General features: G+C 66.2%; 18 protein-coding genes. 5 read left to right on the forward strand and 13 right to left on the reverse strand.

Features of this window, described 5'->3' with window-relative positions:
* Nucleotides 1–125: 125 nt before the first annotated feature.
* The 6 genes from fabG to B3098_RS07305 all read right to left on the reverse strand — a co-directional run bounded on the left by fabG (nucleotide 126) and on the right by B3098_RS07305 (nucleotide 4936).
* Nucleotides 126–878 carry a 3-oxoacyl-ACP reductase FabG gene (gene fabG, locus B3098_RS07280; protein WP_175122953.1) on the reverse strand — a complete coding sequence of 251 codons (753 nt, stop codon included), beginning with the start codon at nucleotides 876–878 and terminating at the stop codon, nucleotides 126–128.
* Between the two features lie 3 nt (nucleotides 879–881).
* Nucleotides 882–1817, reverse strand: a complete 936-nt coding sequence (gene fabD / locus B3098_RS07285; RefSeq protein ID WP_279971755.1) for an ACP S-malonyltransferase — start codon at nucleotides 1815–1817, stop codon at nucleotides 882–884.
* A 96-nt stretch (nucleotides 1818–1913) separates the two neighbouring features.
* On the reverse strand, nucleotides 1914–2900 hold the full coding sequence (locus B3098_RS07290; RefSeq protein WP_175122955.1) for a beta-ketoacyl-ACP synthase III: 987 nt from the start codon (nucleotides 2898–2900) through the stop codon (nucleotides 1914–1916).
* Entirely contained in the window at nucleotides 2900–3967 is a 1068-nt protein-coding gene (gene plsX / locus B3098_RS07295; protein WP_286894242.1) for a phosphate acyltransferase PlsX, read from the reverse strand. The genes B3098_RS07290 and plsX overlap by 1 nt, the downstream gene beginning before the upstream one ends.
* 59 nt (nucleotides 3968–4026) lie before the next feature.
* Nucleotides 4027–4209 (reverse strand): 50S ribosomal protein L32, encoded by a 183-nt coding sequence (gene rpmF, locus B3098_RS07300; protein ID WP_006218037.1) that lies wholly within the window; start codon nucleotides 4207–4209, stop codon nucleotides 4027–4029.
* Between the two features lie 52 nt (nucleotides 4210–4261).
* Complete coding sequence (locus tag B3098_RS07305) at nucleotides 4262–4936, reverse strand: YceD family protein (RefSeq protein ID WP_286894245.1); 675 nt, start codon at nucleotides 4934–4936, stop codon at nucleotides 4262–4264.
* 72 nt (nucleotides 4937–5008) lie between these two features.
* Between B3098_RS07305 and B3098_RS07310 the strand changes: the two genes are divergently transcribed.
* From B3098_RS07310 to B3098_RS07320, 3 genes are read left to right on the forward strand one after another with little or no spacing between them, the layout of a single operon-like run.
* Nucleotides 5009–5611 (forward strand): Maf-like protein, encoded by a 603-nt coding sequence (locus tag B3098_RS07310; protein WP_286894248.1) that lies wholly within the window; start codon nucleotides 5009–5011, stop codon nucleotides 5609–5611.
* Entirely contained in the window at nucleotides 5608–6318 is a 711-nt protein-coding gene (locus tag B3098_RS07315) for an SAM-dependent methyltransferase (protein ID WP_286894249.1), read from the forward strand. The genes B3098_RS07310 and B3098_RS07315 overlap by 4 nt, the downstream gene beginning before the upstream one ends.
* A gap of 2 nt (nucleotides 6319–6320) precedes the next feature.
* The gene (locus tag B3098_RS07320; protein WP_286894251.1) at nucleotides 6321–7106 is read left to right on the forward strand and encodes an N-acetylmuramoyl-L-alanine amidase; all 786 of its coding nucleotides are present in this window, start codon (nucleotides 6321–6323) and stop codon (nucleotides 7104–7106) included.
* Nucleotides 7107–7132: 26 nt separating this feature from the next.
* Here the strand turns inward: B3098_RS07320 and msrQ are convergent, their stop codons facing one another.
* The 4 genes from msrQ to B3098_RS07340 all read right to left on the reverse strand — a co-directional run bounded on the left by msrQ (nucleotide 7133) and on the right by B3098_RS07340 (nucleotide 10548).
* Nucleotides 7133–7780 carry a protein-methionine-sulfoxide reductase heme-binding subunit MsrQ gene (msrQ, locus tag B3098_RS07325; protein WP_286894253.1) on the reverse strand — a complete coding sequence of 216 codons (648 nt, stop codon included), beginning with the start codon at nucleotides 7778–7780 and terminating at the stop codon, nucleotides 7133–7135.
* A gap of 11 nt (nucleotides 7781–7791) precedes the next feature.
* Entirely contained in the window at nucleotides 7792–8754 is a 963-nt protein-coding gene (gene msrP, locus B3098_RS07330) for a protein-methionine-sulfoxide reductase catalytic subunit MsrP (RefSeq protein ID WP_286894255.1), read from the reverse strand.
* A gap of 167 nt (nucleotides 8755–8921) precedes the next feature.
* Entirely contained in the window at nucleotides 8922–9584 is a 663-nt protein-coding gene (locus tag B3098_RS07335) for an HAD family hydrolase (RefSeq protein ID WP_175122962.1), read from the reverse strand.
* Nucleotide 9585: 1 nt separating this feature from the next.
* Nucleotides 9586–10548 (reverse strand): RluA family pseudouridine synthase, encoded by a 963-nt coding sequence (locus B3098_RS07340; protein ID WP_376784642.1) that lies wholly within the window; start codon nucleotides 10546–10548, stop codon nucleotides 9586–9588.
* A gap of 524 nt (nucleotides 10549–11072) precedes the next feature.
* Here B3098_RS07340 and B3098_RS07345 point away from each other — a divergent pair.
* On the forward strand, nucleotides 11073–14171 hold the full coding sequence (locus B3098_RS07345) for an Rne/Rng family ribonuclease (protein ID WP_286894257.1): 3099 nt from the start codon (nucleotides 11073–11075) through the stop codon (nucleotides 14169–14171).
* 118 nt (nucleotides 14172–14289) lie between these two features.
* Here B3098_RS07345 and B3098_RS07350 read toward each other — a convergent pair whose 3' ends face one another.
* Nucleotides 14290–15186: a LysR family transcriptional regulator gene (locus tag B3098_RS07350; RefSeq protein WP_175184242.1), complete on the reverse strand. Its 897-nt coding sequence runs from the start codon at nucleotides 15184–15186 to the stop codon at nucleotides 14290–14292.
* A gap of 171 nt (nucleotides 15187–15357) precedes the next feature.
* On the opposite strand from B3098_RS07350, the gene B3098_RS07355 reads away from it, so the two are divergent.
* A complete protein-coding gene (locus B3098_RS07355; protein ID WP_175122966.1) occupies nucleotides 15358–16293 on the forward strand; it encodes a dihydrodipicolinate synthase family protein in 936 nt (311 codons plus the stop codon).
* A gap of 63 nt (nucleotides 16294–16356) precedes the next feature.
* On the opposite strand, the gene B3098_RS07360 is transcribed toward B3098_RS07355, so the two are convergent.
* On the reverse strand, nucleotides 16357–17904 hold the full coding sequence (locus B3098_RS07360; RefSeq protein ID WP_286894260.1) for a UxaA family hydrolase: 1548 nt from the start codon (nucleotides 17902–17904) through the stop codon (nucleotides 16357–16359).
* A gap of 121 nt (nucleotides 17905–18025) precedes the next feature.
* Nucleotides 18026–19033 carry a Bug family tripartite tricarboxylate transporter substrate binding protein gene (locus tag B3098_RS07365; protein WP_175122968.1) on the reverse strand — a complete coding sequence of 336 codons (1008 nt, stop codon included), beginning with the start codon at nucleotides 19031–19033 and terminating at the stop codon, nucleotides 18026–18028.
* Between the last annotated feature and the right edge of the window lie 49 nt (nucleotides 19034–19082).

The following is a 19082-nucleotide window of genomic DNA, read 5'->3' on the forward strand; positions in this document are numbered from 1 at the left end:
GTGACAAAAATAACACCGCGCATTTGTTCTGTCGCCGAGACCGGCGCAGGTTGACCATGTGCGGCGTTTCCGGAGAATCGCGCGCCGCCTTGCCGGCTGCCCGGCGGCGGCGCGTGATTCGTGATTTATTGCATGTACATCCCGCCGTTGACGTGCAGGGTGGTGCCGGTAATGTAACCCGCCTGCGGTCCGGACAAAAAGGCCACGGCATGCGCAATGTCAGCCGGCGAGCCCAAACGGCCCAGCGGAATCTGTTGCAGCAGCGCCGCGGTCTGGTTTTCACCCAGCGCACGCGTCATGTCGGTGTCAATGAAGCCAGGCGCCACGCAGTTCACGGTGATGTTGCGGCTGCCCAGTTCACGAGCCAGAGCACGCGCCATGCCCGCCACGCCCGCCTTCGCGGCAGCGTAATTGGCTTGGCCCGCGTTGCCGCTGGAACCCACCACGGAAGTCACGTTGATGATGCGTCCCCACCGGGCCTTCATCATGCTGCGCAACACGGCGCGCGACAGGCGGAAGACCGAAGCCAGGTTGGTGTCGATGACGGCCGACCAATCGTCGTCCTTCATGCGCATCGCCAGCGTATCACGGGTGATGCCGGCGTTATTGACGAGGATGTGCGGACCACCGCCTTCCTTGCCCAGCGCGTCGATCAGCGCATCGCAGGCAGCGGCGTCGGTCACGTCCAGCACCACACCGCGGCCGCCGAACGGCGCCAGCGCTTCAGTGATGCCAGCCGCGCCCGATTCGGACGTGGCGGTGCCGACGACGGTTGCGCCGCGCCCGGCCAGTTCCAGGGCGATCGCGCGGCCAATGCCGCGGGTCGCGCCCGTGACGAGCGCAATCTTGCCCTGCAGTTCGGTCGAGGTGTTGTCCATTGATCAGTTTCCGTTTACGGCTGCCATCGCCGCTTCCAGCGAAGCAGGATCGGTGATGGCCAGGCCGGTGAGTTCGGGGTCGATGCGCTTGGTCAGACCCGCAAGGACCTTGCCCGGACCGCATTCGATGACGTGCGTGACGCCTTGCGCCTTCATGGCGCGCAGGGTTTCGACCCAGCGCACAGGATGCCACGCCTGACGAACCAGCGCATCGCGGATCGCGTCGGGATCGGTGGGCGAAGCCACATCGACGTTGTTGATGACCTGCACTTGCGGCGCGGACACAGCGGCGCCAGCGAGCGCGCCAGCCAGCACGTCGGCGGCGGGCTTGAGCAGGCTGGAGTGGAACGGCGCGGATACGGGCAGCAGCAAGGCGCGCTTGGCGCCGGCAGCCTTGGCCAGTTCGCAGGCGCGTTCGACCGCGGCCTTGTGGCCGGCGATCACGACTTGCGCGGGCGCATTGAAGTTGACGGCTTCGACCACTTCGCCTTGTGCGGCTTGCGCACACGCGGTGCGCACAGCGTCGTCGTCCAGGCCCAGGATGGCGGCCATGGCGCCGGTGCCGACCGGCACCGCGGCCTGCATGGCGTCGGCCCGCACGCGCACCAGGCGCACGGCATCTTCCAGCGCCAGCGAACCGGCAGCGGTCAGCGCGGCGTATTCGCCCAGGCTGTGGCCGGCCACGACATCAGGCTTGCGGCCGCCCGCGGCGATCCAGGCGTTGTAGAAGGCAACGCCGGCGGTCAGCATCGCCGGCTGCGTATTGGTGGTCAGGTTGAGCTGTTCGAGGGGACCCTGCGCGATCAGCGCGCCCAGGTCCTGACCCAGCGCCTGCGAGGCCCGTGCGACGGTGTCGGTGACCGCCGCCACGCCGGACCAGGCGTCCAGCATGCCGACAGCTTGCGAACCCTGGCCAGGAAAGACAAAAGCGATTTTCATGATTGAGCGTGTGGATTGATTCAGTGTCTGTGTGGAATGCCAGGCGCGCTCTCCGGCCGCCCGCGGCACACGTGCCGCCGCGGCCAGGGCACACCCTTACATGCGAGCCAGTACCGAGCCCCAGGTGAATCCGCCGCCCACGCCCTGCATCAGGATGAGCTGGCCCGGCTTGACGCGGCCGTCGCGGCGCGCAGCATCGAGCGCAAGCGGCACGCTGGCCGCGGACGTGTTGGCGTGGCTGTCGACGGTGATGACGACCTTCTCGACGGGCACGTCCAGCTTGCGAGCCAGGAAATTCAGGATGCGCACGTTGGCTTGATGCGGGATCAGCCAATCGACGTCGGCAACGGTGACGCCGGCTTCGGCGCAGGTGTCGCGCGCCGAGCGGTCCAGAACGGTGACGGCCTGCTTGAAGACGGCCTGGCCGTCCATGCGCAGGAAGGGATCGCCCGTGACGTCGCCGTAGGCCACGTTGCCCGCGGCGCTGAGGATCTTCATCTGGCTGCCGTCGGCATGCAGTTGCGCGGCCAGGATGCCGGGCGTGTCGGAGGCCTTCAGCACAACAGCGCCGGCGCCGTCACCGAACAGCACGCAGGTGCTGCGGTCGTTCCAGTCGAGGATGCGCGAGAACACTTCGGCGCCGATCACCAGCGCGCAGCGCGCGCGGCCCGCGCGGATGAAGCTGTCGGCGGTGGTGAGCGCGTAGACGAAGCCGCTGCACACGGCCTGCACGTCGAACGCGGCCGAACCCTTGGCGCCGAGGTTGGCCTGCACCAGGCAGGCCGTGCTGGGAAACACAAAATCGGGCGTGGACGTGGCCACGATGACGAGATCGATTTCGGAAGCATCCACGCCCGCATCGGCCAGCGCGCGGCGCGAGGCCTCGGTGGCCAGCTGGCTGGTGGTCACGCCACGCTCGGCCAGATGGCGCTGACGGATGCCCGTGCGCTCGACAATCCATTCGTCGGAGGTGGCGATATCGCGCGTCGCCAGTTCCGCAGCCAGTTCGTCATTCGAAACCACGCGTTCCGGCAGGAAGCTGCCGGTGCCCGCGATCACGGAGTATTTCATTGCGGTATCCATCAAGCGGTATCCCCAGCCACGTTGGGCGACGCCGCCGATGGGCGATCGCCGGATTGAACGCGCTTGGTAATTTGAGCGACCGTCTGCGCGGTGCGCTCCAGCAGTTTACTCACTACGGCTTCGCGCGCGCGTTGCAAGGCAAAACCGAAGGCGTAAACGTCCGCGGATCCGTGGCTCTTGATGACGACGCCACGCAAGCCGAGCAAAGCCGCGCCGTTGTAGCGGCGGTTGTCCACGCGGTTGCGCAGGCGGTTCAGCACGGGCTTGGCCACCGCGCCGGCGATCAGCGTGATCAGGTTGCGCTTGAACTCTTCGCGAATGATGCTGGACAGCATCTTCGCCAGTCCTTCCACGGACTTGAGCACGACGTTGCCGACAAAGCCGTCGCAGACGACGACGTCGACCGTGCCCTTGAAGATGTCATTGCCTTCGACGTTGCCGTAGAAGTTCAGCGGGCTGCCGCGCAGAAGCTCGGCGGCTTCCTTGACGACTTCGTTGCCCTTGATGACTTCTTCGCCAATGTTCAGCAAGCCCACGGTGGGGTTGTCGCGATGGTCCACCGCCTGCGACAGCGCGGCGCCCATGATGGCGAATTGCAGCAGGTGCTCGGCCGTGCAGTCCACATTCGCGCCAAGGTCCAGCACCGTGGTGGCGCGGCCCGTCTGGTTCGGAATGGACGTGGCGATCGCCGGGCGATCAATGCCATCCAGCGTCTTGAGCACATAACGTGAGATGGCCATCCAGGCGCCCGTGTTGCCCGCGGAAATGCAGGCGTCCGCCCGCCCGTCCTTGACGGACTGGGCAGCGAGGCGCATGGAGGAGTCTTTTTTGCGGCGCAGGGCGACCTCGACCGGGTCGTCCATGGCGACGACTTCGGAAGCCGCCACGATCTCAAAGCGATCGCGCGCCACGTTGCGGTGCTCGGAGAGCGCCGCTTCGATAGCGTCGGGAAGCCCGACCAGCAATAGCCGGGTGTCCGGAAATTGCCGGGCGAACTCGATCGCAGCCGGAATCGTGACGGGCAGACCGAAGTCTCCGCCCATACAGTCTATGGCGATGCGTATCACGGGTGCCAGGTATCAGCGCTCAGCCGAAATGGTCCGAGTACGAGTTCGGCCCGGGGGCCTTATTCGTCGGCCTTGGTCTTCAGGACCTTGCGGCCACGGTAGAAGCCGTTGGGGCTGATGTGGTGACGCAGGTGCGTTTCACCGGTGTTCGGTTCGATGGCGGTCGACGGGGCCACCAGAAAATCGTGCGAACGGTGCATACCGCGCTTGGAGGGGGACTTCTTGTTTTGTTGAACGGCCATGATGACTCCTAGAAACGGGGCGCATTGTACGCGATGCGGCCCGATGTTGATCTCAATCTTTGTGCTTCAGTTGTTCCAGCACCGCAAACGGCGACGGACGCTTGACAGCGGGCTCCTCTTCAGAAGCTTCGCTGGCCTTGGCCTGCGCGCCCGGGCATACATCATGCTTGGGCACATACGGAATGCTCAGAATGAGCTCATCTTCGATCTGGGCCAACAGATCAAAATGATGCGAACCCACCACCTTTTCAGGTAGCTGGGCCACAGAATCCCTTCCTACGCCTTCGTCGTCCTCGTCGTCGTCATCGTCGCCTTGATCGGCAAAGGAATGATCATCGTCGAGGTCGTCTTCGGATTTGACCAGTTGCAGCACGACTTCGCTGTCGACCGGATACGCAAACGGCGCATTGCACCGCTGGCACACAACCACCGGATTCGCCTTCACATGCAGGCGCAAAAGCGGTTGGTCCATCAGCAAGCCAGTTTTGCCTTCTTCGCCTTGCACGGACCAGGTCACAAGTCCGGCTTCGCCCAGCGGTTGCTCGGGCAGGCCATCGACCACGCGGGCAAGACGCACCAAGGCGATGCTGCCCTGCGCGCTTTTACCCAAACGGGCAAAGGCGAAGGCGTCGATGCGCTTGACGTCAGAGTCCGCCGCATTCACACCAGCACCGGCCGATCCGTCCGCGCGGCGACTCGCATCGCCAGGCTTTCCCTTCGGTGTCATGTTGATGTTCCTGCAAAAATGCCGCAAAACGTTAGATAATACTGTGACTTACGTATTACCGTCAAATGCCGCATGCCCCACAAACCTAGCTTGATCCTCGCGTCCAGCTCGCGATACCGCAAAGAACTGTTGTCGCGCCTGCGCCTGCCCTTTTCCGCAATTTCCCCCGATGTAGACGAAACGCCACAACCCGGCGAAACCCCCGAGGTGCTGGCGCTGCGCCTGTCCGTCGCCAAGGCGATGGTGGTGGCGGAAAAACATCCGGGCAGCATCGTGATCGGCTCTGACCAGGTTGCCACTGTGGACGGCGCCCCCATCGGCAAGCCGGGCGATTTCACGCGGGCCCAGGCGCAACTGCGCGCGCTGTCGGGCAGACTGGTGGAGTTTCACAGCGCGCTGGCCGTGACCGACGGCCAACGCGTCGAAAAGGCCGACATTGTGACGCGCTGCCGGTTCCGCCAACTGTCCGACCGTGCCATCGACGCCTACCTGCGCGCCGAAGAGCCTTACGATACCGCAGGCAGCGCCAAGGCGGAAAGCCTGGGCATTGCCCTGATGGAAAGCATTCAAAGCGACGATCCAACCGCCATCATAGGCCTGCCGCTGATCGAGTTGACACGCATGCTGGCAACTTTCGGACTGGATCCGCTCGACGCCCCCGGAGCATCCGCATGACCGGCGCCCTGCACCTGATTCCCGTCAGCCTGGGCGACGCGCCGCCCGAGCGCTGGCTGCCCGCCGACGTGCGCGCGCTGGCCGGCCGGCTGGACACCTACATCGCCGAGAACGCCAAGACCGCCCGCGCCTTCCTGAAGCTCATCGGCACCACCCGGCCGCTACAGGAAATCACCATCCACACCCTCACTGATAAGGCCGACGCCGCGCAGATCAAGGCGTGGCTCGACTCCGCAAAGCGCGGCGCGGAGATCGGCCTGGTTTCCGAGGCAGGCTGCCCCGCCGTCGCGGACCCCGGCGCCAAGGTCGTGGACGCAGCGCACCGCATGGGGATCGCTGTCAAACCCTGGGTAGGCCCCTCTTCGATTCTGCTGGGCTTGATGGCCAGCGGCCTGGACGGGCAGCGTTTCGCCTTTCATGGTTATGCCCCGGTGGAACCCGGCGAGCGCGCCAAGCAACTGCGCGCCTGGGAGCAGCACTCGGCCCGCCACAACCAGACGCAGCTGTTGATCGAGACCCCGTACCGCAACGCGGCGATGTTTGCCACGCTGATCGCCACCTTGAAGGGCGACACCAAGCTGTGCGTGGCGCGCTCGATGACGACGGCAGACGAATGGGTGGTCACCCATACGGTGGCCGACTGGAAGAAGTTGCCGGCGCCCCAGCTGGACAAGCTGCCGACGCTGTTCCTGTACCTGGCGCGCTGACCATGATCCGCCTATTTTCCACGCTGCTGGCCGCGGCGGTGCTGGCCGGCTGCGCGGCGCGCGGGCCCGCCGGCCTGGACCTGGACACCTCGATCACCGCCGTCAGCCAGAGCAGCCGGGTGCGATCCGTGGTCCTGCACTACACCACGGTCAACGACGCCGAGTCGCTGCGCCTGCTTTCCAAGGGCAAGGTCAGCGCGCATTACCTGCTGGACCTGGATGGCCGCGCCTATCGGCTGGTCGACGAAAACCGCGCCGCATGGCACGCAGGGGCCAGTTCCTGGTACGGCAACATCGCAATGAACAGCACCTCGATCGGCATCGAGATCGTCAATCCGGGCTGGACCGAAGGCAGCAACGGGGAGCGCGTCTGGCACCCCTATGACGACCGCCAGGTCCGGGCGCTGACCATCCTGCTGCGCGACATCATCCGCCGGCACAACATCGTGCCGGAGAACGTCGTGGGCCACAGCGACATCGCGCCGCAGCGCAAGGTGGATCCCGGCCCGCTGTTCCCCTGGAAGACGCTGGCTGACGCGGGTATCGGGCGCTGGTACAACGAGGCAGGCGCGGCCCAGCATCTGGCGCGCCTGCAGATCGAAGGTGTGCCGGATGTCGCATGGTTTCAGAAGCAGCTGCAGCGGCTTGGCTACGCCAGTCCGCAGGACGGCACTTTGGACCGCGCAACGATCAACACGCTGGCCGCGTTCCAGATGCACTACCGCCCTACCCTGCACGACGGCCAGCCTGACGCGGAAACCGCGGCCATCATGCTGGCCATGCAGTAGCTGCGGCGCCCCAGCGCGCAAGCGGACTATGCCCGCCCGCGCCACCAGGCGACGACGCGCCAACCCAGCAGCACGGCCAGCACCGCGGCGTAGATCGCGGGCTCGGACAGGTCATTCTTGCCCGCCTTGTGCCACCAGTAGTGCAGAATCGCCAGCAGGCCGATGGCATAGATGGCCCGGTGCAGCGTCTGCCAGCGCTTGCCCAAACGCCGCATCGCCCACTGCGTCGACGTGGCAGCCAGAGCGGTCATCAGCACGAAGGCCGAAAATCCCACCATGATGAAGGGACGTTCGACGATGTCACGCACCATTTCTGCGGGATCGAAGCCACGGTCCCACCATACCCACGCCATGAAATGCAGCGCCGCGTAGAAGAACGCGAACAATCCGCACATGCGCCGAACGCGTACCAGCGCGGGCTGCCCCGTCAGACGGCGCAGCGGCGTGATGGCCAGGGTGACCAGCAGGGATACCAGTGCCCAGGTGCCAGACGATCGCGTCAGGAATTCAACGGGATTGGCCGTGAGGCCGTCGTGCATCCCCAGCCATATCCACCGCGCGAACGGCGCCAGGCCCAGCAGAAAGAGCAGCGGCTTGAAGCGCCCGATCGTCCGGGCCGAGAGCTGCGCCTTCCTGTGTGCCGCAGCCGAGGCAGCGCGAGGAGCAACGGACACGGATCAGCGCCTCAGTAATTGGCCTTCAGGTCCATGCCCTGATAAAGCGACGCCACCTGATCGCCGTAGCCGTTGAACATGAGCGTCTTGCGCTTGGGCGTGAACAGGCCGTCCTCGCCGATGCGGCGCTCGGTGGCCTGGCTCCAGCGAGGATGCGCGACGTTAGGGTTCACATTGGCGTAGAAGCCGTATTCGTGCGGGGCCGACTTGACCCAGGACGTGACGGGCGGCTTTTCCACCAGCCGGATCTTCACCAGCGATTTGCCGGACTTGAATCCATACTTCCACGGCACGGCCAACCGCAGCGGCGCGCCGTTCTGGTTGGGCAGCACGCGCCCATAGACGCCAAAGACCAGCATCGCCAGCGGATGCATGGCTTCGTCCAGGCGCAACCCCTCCACATACGGCCACTCCAGGATGGCAGCACGCACGCCCGGCATATTTTCCCGCTGAACGGCAGTGACAAATTCGACGTACTTGGCGTTGCCATTCGGCTCCACCTGCTTGAGCACCTCGGACAGCGAATACCCAACCCACGGAATGACCATGGACCAGCCCTCGACGCAGCGCAGGCGGTAGACGCGGTCTTCCATGGGCGCGAGCTTGAGCAACTCTTCGATGGTGAACGTGCGCGGCTTGTTGACCTCGCCCTCGACGCTCACGGTCCACGGCCGGGTCTGCAACTTGCCAGCATTTTTGGCCGGTTCGCCCTTATCTACGCCGAACTCGTAGTAATTGTTGTACGACGTGATGTCAGCCAGGGACGTCTGCTTGTCCATGATGCTGAACGCAGGGTTGGACTTGCCCGGCAGCGCGCCGGCGTCCTGCGCGTGGGCGGCGCGCGTAGCCCAGCCGGGCAGCCCGACGGCAGCAGCGGCAGCGCCGGCGCGCAACATGAGTGCGCGGCGCGACTGCCACACGGCCTCGGAAGTGATCTCGGACGGCAAAAAGTCGTCGGGCTTGCGTATCAGCATCGTAATCTCCGGTATGGCGCCGCGCTCCGTGAGCGCGCGCCCGCGTCAACCATGGACGCTGGACGGGGCTATCTTATTCCGCAGCGGTCTTGCGAAGCACGCGCAGCGCCTTTCGGATAGACCCGCCGGACCGGCGGACGTTCCTGCCGGCCTTCATCAGCCAGAGCCTACGCGCCGGCACTCACGCGCGGCATAAGCCATTCGCGCACGAGCGGAACGGTGTCCAGCACTGCTTGCGGGGCACATCCCTCAAGCTCCTTCAGGGTGTGCGCACCGTAGGTGACCCCCAGGCCGTGCACACCCGCGTTGCAGGCCATCTGCAGATCGTGCGAGGTATCGCCCACCATGATGACCCGCGACGGATCCACGTCCAGTTCCTGCATCAGTTCGTGCAGCATGGCCGGATGCGGCTTGCTGAAGGTCTCGTCGGCGGTGCGGGTCGCGTCAAACAGCGGGCCCAGGCCGGTCGCGGCCAGCGCGCGCGTCAGGCCGACGCGGCTCTTGCCCGTGGCGACAGCGAGCCGCACGTTCTGGCTGGCCAGGTCGGTCAGCAACTCGTTGATGCCCTCGAACAGGCGCAATTCCGGATCGCGCAGCAGGTAGTGCGTGCGGTAGCGCTCAAGGAAGCGAGGCAGCATGGCCTGCGTCAATTCGGGGACGGCACGGCGCAACGCGCTTTCGAGCGAAAGGCCGATGACCCAGCTTGCCTCGGACGCGGACGGCACCGCCAGATCCAGATCGCGGCAAGCGCCCTGAATGGCGGCCACGATGCTGTGCGTGGAATCCATCAGGGTGCCATCCCAGTCAAAGACGACCAGCGAATACGACATATCAGGCAGACTCCAGTGTTTTCAGGATGTTCCGGCAAGCTGGCGGCAGCTCGGCGGTCAGTGTCATGACCTCACCCGTCAGCGGGTGAGGCAAGGTGAGGCTGTGAGCGTGCAGGAACATGCGGTTGAAGCCCTGCCGCGCAAATTGCGCACGTACGTCGTCGTGGCCGTATTTGTCGTCCCCGATGATGGGAAAGCCGCTGGATGCCAGATGAACCCGGATCTGGTGGGTGCGTCCGGTGCGCAGCTCGGCGTCGACCAGACTGTAACCGCCAAAACGCTGTTTGAGCGTGACAATCGTGTGCGCCGTCTGCCCGTCCGGATCCACCTTGACGCGGCGCTCGCCGGACTGCGTGGTCCATTTGGTCAGGGACAGCTTGATGTGCTGGCGGTCGTTGACCCAGTCGCCCTCGACCAGCGCGAAATAATGCTTGTCGCTCCGGCCCTCGCGCAGCATGGCGTGCAGCGCCAGCAGCGCGCTGCGCTTCTTGGCGACCATCAACAACCCGGAAGTTTCGCGGTCCAGCCGGTGCACCAGTTCCAAAAACTTGGCCTGCGGGCGCGCGGCGCGCAGCTGTTCGATTACGCCAAACGACACGCCGCTGCCACCGTGGACGGCAACGCCAGCGGGTTTATCCACCACGAGCATGGCGTCGTCTTCGAAGACGATCGGGAATTCGGCGGCGGGAACGGGCCGGGGCTTGCCGGGATCAGGCAGGCGCAGGGGCGGAATGCGGACGACGTCGCCTTCCTCAACCCGGTAATCCACCTGGATGCGTCCCTTGTTGACGCGGACTTCGCCGCCGCGGATCGCCTTGTAGATGTGCGTCTTGGGCACCCCCTTGCACAGCCGCATGAGGAAGTTGTCCAGACGCTGGCCGGCATGCTCGGCGCCCACTTCAACCATGCGGACGGCGGGGGCTGCTTTAGAGGCGGATACGGGGGAGGAAGTTTCTTTGCGCATTGCGGAAAGCGACATATAATCGGGACAGCCTTAAGGGGCTGAACTAGCCGCCTGGCGTAGAGATGCAACCAACACGCAACTCCGTCGAGCGCGCGGGCCGCCATTGTACTGCCTGCTCATTCAACCCCTGGGTCTCTTGGTCGCCGGCGCAACCGAGCCCTGCGGAATAGTGGTGTGGCATTCATCTTGCCCGCTGTTCCGGCAGGTCCGTTGCATGCCGCAAGCGGCTCTGAAGCACTGCAAGAATCGTCGCATATTTAAAGCACCAGCTGCGTGTGGGCAACCAATCCGACCGCAGCTGCCGTTCACAGCATTTTTTCCGTCAAACCACATTCAGTGAAGCTGACCCTCCTGCTGACAGAACCCCGTGCCCCACGGCACGACGTGCCCGCCTGACCCGCGGCGGATACGCCTGGGCGCCGCCCAGGTACGGTCCGCACCTTCTTGCCCGCTTCAGCCGCAGCCCGAGTGGCCCGAGGTCACGCGCCGATATCGGCGCGTCATGACAACGGAGAAACCCTCTCATGAAGCGCATGCTGTTCAATGCGACGCATCAGGAAGAATTACGCGTCGCTATCGTCGATGGGCAAAAACTCATCGACCTTGACATCGAGACTGCCGGCCGCGAACAGCGCAAAGGCAATATCTACAAAGGTGTCATCACCCGGATCGAACCCGGCCTCGAAGCTTGCTTCGTCAACTACGGCGAAGACCGTCACGGCTTTCTGCCCTTCAAGGAAGTTGCGCGCAGCTTCTTCAAGGAAGGCGTCGATGTCCGTACCGCCCGCATCCAGGACGCCCTGCGCGAAGGCCAGGAACTGATCGTCCAGGTCGAAAAGGAAGAACGCGGCAACAAGGGCGCAGCCCTGACCACGTTCATCTCGCTGGCTGGCCGCTACCTGGTCCTGATGCCCAACAACCCCCGCGGCGGTGGTGTTTCGCGCCGCGTCGAGGGCGAGGATCGCCAGGAACTGCGCGACACGATGGAACAGCTCGACCTGCCCCAGGGCATGAGCATCATCGCCCGCACCGCAGGCATCGGCCGCAACGTCGAAGAACTGCAATGGGACCTGTCCTATCTGCTGCAGCTCTGGACCGCCATCGACGGCGCCGCGCGCGACAACTCCGCGCCCATCCTGATCTATCTCGAATCCAGCCTGGTCATCCGCGCGATCCGCGATTACTTCTCGCCCGAAATCGGCGAGATCCTGATCGACACCGACGAGATCGCCGACCAAGCCACCGCCTTCATGAGCGTGGTGATGCCGGACAACGTCCAGCGCGTCAAACGCTACCGTGACGACATCCCCCTCTTCTCGCGCTTCCAGATCGAACACCAGATCGAAACGGCCTACTCGCGCACGGTGCAACTGCCCTCGGGCGGCGCCATCGTGATCGACCACACCGAAGCCCTGGTTTCCGTGGACGTGAACTCGGCCCGCTCGACCCGCGGCGCCGACATCGAAGAAACCGCGCTGCGCACCAACTCGGAAGCGGCCGACGAAGTGGCCCGCCAGTTGCGCCTGCGCGACCTGGGTGGCCTGATCGTCATCGACTTCATCGACATGGAAGACAGCAAGAACCAGCGCGCCGTCGAACAGCGCCTGCGTGATGCCCTCCATTTCGACCGCGCCCGCGTCCAGATGGGCAAGATCTCGCGTTTCGGCCTGATGGAACTGTCGCGCCAGCGCCTGCGTCCGGCCCTGAACGAAGGCTCGCACATCACCTGCCCGCGCTGCAACGGCACCGGCGTGATCCGCGACGCCGAATCCAGCGCCCTGCACGTCCTGCGTCTGCTGCAGGAAGAAGCCATGAAGGAAAACACCGCGGCAGTCCACGCCCAGGTGCCCGTCGACGTGGCCACGTACCTGTTGAATGAAAAGCGTGCCGACATCACCAAGATGGAAGCCCGCCTGAAGGTCAACCTGATGCTGATCCCCAACAAGCATCTGGAAACGCCGCACCATCACATCGAGCGCCTGCGCCACGACGATCCCCGCCTGGAAGAGCTGAAGACCAGCTTCGAACTGGTGGAAGCGCCGGCCACGGATGCGCCCTGGCAGCCGCGCGAAAGCGAAATCAAGTCGCGTCCGGAAGCCCTGGTCAAGGGCATCACGCCGTCGCAGCCCGCCCCCGTCTCGACGCCCGCAGCGCCGGCCGCCGCACCCGCCGCGCCCGCGGCAGGCGCCGGTCTGGGCGGCCTGTTCAAGCGTCTGGTCAGCTGGCTGACCGGCGGCTCCGAACCCGCCAAGCCCGCCCCCGTAGTCGCCGAAGAAACCGCCAAGCGCGCGGGCTCGTCGCGTGGCAAGGGCCGCAGCAGCCATGACGGCCAGGAACGCCGCGGCGAACGCCACGGCTCCGACCGCAACCGCAACCGCCGCGGCGAAGGCCGTGGCGAAGGCGCCGAGGCCACCGAAGGCGGCCGTCACCACGTCCGCGGCAACCGCCGCTCGGATGGCGAACGCGGCGAACGCAACAATCGTGGCGAAGGCCGCGGCGAGCGCGACACCCAGGCGGCCACCCAGGCAGCCCTGGCATCCGCCCGTCCGGAACAGACGCCCGAACTCAACGGTGAAGACACCGGCGCAGGCCGCAATCGCCGCCGTGGCCGTGGCCGTAACCGCCGCGAGGAAGGCCAATCCGACGCGCCGATGAGCGAACAGGAAAGCATGGTCGCCGCGCTGGCCCAGACGGTCGCCACCGCGCTGCCTGACGCCAAGTCGGATGCCAAGCCCGCCGCCGAAGCCCTGGACAATGCTGACGCCGACGAACAGTCCGCCGATGCGTTCCCGGGCGCTGAAGGCGCCGAAGGCGCCGCCGATCCCGAGCGCAAGCGCCGCCGCCGCCGCAGCCGCCGTGGCCGCCGCAGCCAGGACGAAGCCGGTCTGCCCGGTAGCGACGAGCTGCAGGAAGACGGCGCCGAAGACGCCGGCGAACAGCAAGCCGAAGGCGTCGCCGCCCAGGCTGCTGAGCCGGTTCAATCGGCCGCCGAGCAAACTGCTCCTGCCGCCGCGCAGCAGGTTCAAGCCCCGGCCCAGCCCGTGCAGACCGCCGCCCAGCCCGAGCAAACGCCGGTCGAACCGGTTCAAGCCCCCAAGGCTGAGCCCGTCCAGGCCGCTGCCGAGCCGGTGGTGGCGCCCGCCGTCGAACCCGCGGTGAAGCCCGCCGTTGAGCCCGTAGCCCAGCCCACAGCTGAGACTGCCACTCAACCCGTGCAGACCGCGCCGCAAGCGACCCCGCCTGTCGCCGTGCAACCCGCCAGCGAGGCTTCGGTCCCCGCTGCGCCGGTGCAGACGCCGGTGGAAGCGCCCGCCGCTGAACCGGTGGTCCAGACGCCGGCAGTGGCCGCTGCTCCCGTCGCACCGCCCCCCGCGCCGGTCGCGCCGGCCAGCGCGCAACAGCCCATCGTGGTCCCTGCCGTTGCCCCGGCCGCCAAGGCGCAAGCCTTGCACGACGTGGTCAATGCCGCCGGCCTGAAGTGGGTGGAAACCGATCCGGAACGCCACGCGCAAACGCAGCAGCGCATTGCCGCCTCGTACGCGCCGGTCCGCCTGGGCCGCGAACGCAAGCCGGTGACGCCCGTCTCGAACGAGCCGCTGGTTCAGGTCGAAACGCGCCACTAAGCCGCACGGCCGTCAGGGCCTGGCCCTGACAGGCAAAACACCCCGCACACCGGAAACGGTTTGCGGGGTGTTTTTTTGTGGCCTCAGTATGTGCGGGCGGCGTGCCGCAACCGATACGTCAGTCGCCCACGGAGCGGCGCGATTGCGGATCCAGCGCCCGGCCCGCCTCTTCCACAAAGGCTTCCGCCAGCGCCGAATGCGGCATGTGGCGCGCCCACAGGATGCCCATCCGGCGCAGCGGCGCACGCCCGGGCAGAAGCACCCGCTTGACGCGGCGGCTGTCGAGCGAGTCCGGCGCCCAGTCGGGCACCAGCGACACGCCCAAGCCTTCGGAGACCATGCAGGCAATGCCCATCAGCCCATCGACCTCCAGCCGCTCGCGGGGCGCGATGCCGTGCTGGCGCAGGTACTGGTCGGCCAGACGCCCGCCCCAGACGTTGCGGTCGTAGCGGATGAAGGGCTGGGTGCGCATCAGTTCATGCGCATCGTTGCCCGGCGTATCGGGCGGCGCGAGCACCACCAGCGGCTCCTCGGTCACCAGCTTCCACGCATAGCCCTTGGACAGGTTGAACTGCGGCTTGACGATGAACGCCGCGTCCAGGTCGCCGTTGATGACGCGGTGGTACAGATGGTTGGAAGTGCCGGGTTCCATGAAGACCGCCAGCTTGGGCATCCGCCGATACAGGCGGGCCAGCACGATGGGCATGATGCCAGTCAGTGCCGAGGCCGAGACGCCCAGGCGCAGCTCGCCCAGCGGCGCATCGTCCGTGGCGCTGGCGCGCAGATCGCGCACCTCGCGCAGCACGCTGCGGGCGCGCTCCAGCACCTTCAGGCCGGCTTCGGTCGCCTTGACGCTGCGGCCGACGCGCTTGACCAGCGTGGCGCCCAGTTCTTCTTCCAGCGTGCGCACGCGCGCGGCGATGGCGGCGGGCGTCAGATCCAGCCGCCGCGCCGCCTCGGCCAGCGAGCCGCTTTCAATGACCGACACAAAGCTCTGCACATATCGCGTATCCACGGTCTCCCCTTCTTTTGGACGTGTGGCGCGCTCTGCGGCAAACCACAACAATTTTATGGATTGAACCCATTAAACAGCAGATGTTCGGTGGGCGGATCGGTGCCAGAATCGGAAATCGCAGCCGCGCGGCCGCGGCGCGTCCTTTTCACCCATCCAATAACGAGTAGAGACATGACGACCCCTGCCCGCATTCCCGGCGTCTTTTCGCCGGTCCTGACGCCGTTCGATGAACGCTACCGCCCGGCCTTGGGGCGCTACGTGAAGCACTGCCGCTGGCTGCGAGAGCAGTCCGTCGGACTGGCCATTTTCGGCACCAACTCCGAAGCGAATTCGCTGTCGCTCTCGGAAAAGCACACGCTGCTCGATGCCCTGCTGGAAGCGGGCGTGGAGCCGTCTGCGCTGATGCCCGGCACGGGCGCGTGCGCGCTGCCCGACGCCATTGCGTTGACGCAGCATGCCGTGCGCAGCGGGAGCATGGGCGTGCTGGTGCTGCCGCCCTTCTACTACAAGGGCGTCAGCGACGAAGGCCTGTTCCGCTACTTTGCCGAGCTGATCGAAGGCGTGGGTGACGACAAGCTGCGCCTGTACCTGTATCACATCCCGCCCGTCAGCCAGGTGCCGCTCAGCCTGGACCTGATCGACCGCCTGCTGACCCGCTATCCCGGCATCGTGGCGGGCGTAAAGGACAGTGGCGGCGACTGGGCCAACACGGCGGCGATGATCGAGCGTTTCACGCCGCGCGGATTCCAGGTGTATGCGGGCAGCGAGGCATTCCTGCTGCAGACCCTGCGCGCAGGCGGCGTGGGCTGCATCACGGCCACGGGCAACGTCAATCCGGGTCCCATCGTGGCGCTGCAGCAGCGCTGGCAGGAGGCGGATGCCGACGAGCGCCAGGCCGGGCTGAACGCCACGCGCAACGTGTTCCAGCAATTCCCGATGATTCCCGCGATGAAGGCCGCCATTGCCTGGAAGTCGGGCGATGCGGCGTGGGCCACGGTGCGTCCGCCCCTGGTCGAGCTGAATGCCGCGCAGACGGACGCACTGAAGACCGCATTGCAGGCCAACGGCTTCGACATGCCCGGCGCCGACTCGTTGTCCGACGCCTGAGCGTCTGGGCCCGGGCGCGGACGGTCACCGACTGGCCGTCCGCTGTCTGCTTTCCGGAAGCGGTCAGCTCACGACGCCGATGTTCCAGGGCACGAACTCGTGATCGCCCAACCCCAGCAACTCGCTCTTGCTGCGCGCGCCCGAGGCCACGCGCAGGATCTCTTCGAAGATGCGCTGCGCCACCTCCTGCAGCGTGGCGGTGCCGTCCAGAATGTCGCCGCAATTGACGTCCATGTCTTCGGTCAGCCGCTCGTACATCGGCGTGTTGGTGGCAAGTTTGATCGACGGCACCGGCTTGGCGCCGAACATCGAACCGCGGCCTGTCGTGAAGCAGATCATGTTGGCGCCGCCGGCGATCTGCCCCGTTGCCGACACGGGATCAAACCCCGGCGTGTCCATGAACACCATGCCGGGCTGCCGGACCGGCTCCGCGTAGCGATAGACCTCCATCAGCGCTGTGGTGCCGCCCTTCATCGACGAGCCCAGCGACTTCTCGAAGATATTGGCCAGCCCGCCCATCTGGTTGCCGGGACTGACCTTGCCGTTGATCTGCACGTCGCGGCCCGGGGAATACTCTTCCTTCCACCAGCGGATGCGCTGGACCAGCTTCTCGCCCACTTCCCGGCTGCGCGCCCGTGAAGTCAGCGTATGTTCGACGCCGTAGATTTCCGGCGTCTCGGACAGGATCGCCGTGCCCCCGTGACGCACCAGGATGTCCATGGCCGCGCCCAGCGCAGGATTGGCGGTGATCGACGAGAAGCCATCCGACCCGCCGCACTGCAGGCCGATCTTCAGGTGACGCGCGGACACCGGCTCGCGGCGCACGTCGTTGGCGGCGGGCAACATTGTCTTCACTGCGGCGACGCCGGCTTCGATCGTTTTGCGGGTGCCGCCGGTCTCCTGCATGATGAACGTCTGCAGCCGCGCGCCCGCTTCCAGGCCCTGGTCCTTGAGCAGCGCATCGAGCTGATTGCGTTCACAGCCCAGGCCAACGATCAGCACGCCCGCGAAGTTCGCATGACAGGCGTACCCGCCCATCGTGCGCCGCAGGAGGTCCATGGGCTCGCCGGACATTTCCATGCCGCAGCCCATGCCGTGGCTTAGCGCGACGACGCCATCCACGTTGGGATAGGCGGCCATCACCTCGTCCGTGAAGGCGGACGCAATGCGGTGCACCACCGTGGCCGAACAATTCACCGTGGCAAGGATGCCGATGTAGTTGCGCGTGCCCACCTGACCGTTCGCCCGCACGATGCCTTGAAATTGCGCCTGCGCCGATTCAGGCAGCACGGGCGTCGGCACATAGTCACGAGCATGTGCGTAGTCGCGGTCGAACTCCTGGAAGTCCATGTTGTGCGAATGCACGTAGGTGCCGGCGGGAATGTCCGTCGCGGCAAAGCCGATGCACACGTTGTATTTCAGGATGGGTTCGCCCGCGCGCAGGTCGCGCGCCGCGATCTTGTGCCCGGCGGGCACCTGGCTGCGGCTGACCAGGCCCTCGGCAGGCACGGCGGTGCCGATGCCGATAGGCACGCGCGCCACCACGACGTTATCGGCGGAATGCAGCCGGATGACGGGGCCGGCGGCGCGTTTTTCGGTGAAGTCGATCATGTCGTTGTCTCGGATGGATGAAGGGGCGCCCGGCTAGGGGCGCCCGGCTAGGGGCGCCCGGCTAAGGGGTACCCGGCTGAGGGGCAACCCGGCTGAGGAGCGCCCAGGCGAAGCGTCCAGGCTATTCCGGCTTGATGCCGATATCGCGGATTAGCACCGACCAGCGCGGCAGTTCGGCGCCGACGAAGCGGCTGAAGTCGGCCGAGTCGCTGCCGACCACGGTGAAGCCCTGCTCGCTCAGCTTGGCCTGCATGTCGCGCTGCTCGAGCGCGGTGCGGATCGATGCGGAGAGCTTGTCGACCACGGGCTTGGGCGTCTTGGCCGGCGCAAAGACGCCGTACCAGGTCGACACCTCGAAGTCCTTGAAGCCGGATTCGGCCAGCGTCGGAATCTCCGGCGCCTTCGGATCGCGTTTGAGGCTGGTGATGGCCAGCGGACGGACCTTGCCCGAGGCGATGTGCGGCAGCGCCACCGGCAGGTTCGCGAACATGTAAGGCACATGACCGCCCAACACGTCGGCGATGGCTGCGGACTCGCCCTTGTACGGCACGTGCGTGACCTTCGTGCCGACCCGGTGCGCGTACAGCTCGCCCGCGATGTGCTGCGGACCGCCCTGCCCGGACGACGCGTAGCTCAGCGCACCGTTGCCGGCCTTCCGGATGTGCTCGGTGAGTTCACCGACGCTCTTGACGTCGATCAGCGCCGGATTGACCACAAGGATCAGCGGCATGGTCACGACCTGCGATACCGGCTCGAAATCGGTCTCGGGCTTGAACGGCAGCGTGGGGAACAGCGACGGCGCCACCACCATGGTGGATTGCGATCCCAGGAACAATGAATAGCCATCCGCGGGGGAACGCGCGACGTTGTCGGCCGCAATCGTGCCCGTGGCGCCCGCGCGGTTTTCCACCACGACCTGCTGGCCCAGGCTCTCGGCCATCTTGGCGCCGACCAGCCGGGCCACGATATCCGCGCCGCCGCCCGGCGCGAAGCCGACGACCATACGCAAGGGCTTGTTCGGGAAGTCGTCGGCCAGGACGGCGGACGAGGCGGTGGCCAGGGCTAGGGCCAGGCCAGCGGCGCCGGCCATGCGCGCCAAGCGGCGCGCCTGCGTACAGGGGTGCTTCATCTGAGTCTCCATGTGCCGCCTGCCGGATCTGGCCGTGCCCGCGCGCGCA

It is taken from the genome of Achromobacter sp. UBA2119, assembly GCF_002331005.1.
Classification (GTDB): domain Bacteria; phylum Pseudomonadota; class Gammaproteobacteria; order Burkholderiales; family Burkholderiaceae_B; genus Achromobacter; species Achromobacter animicus.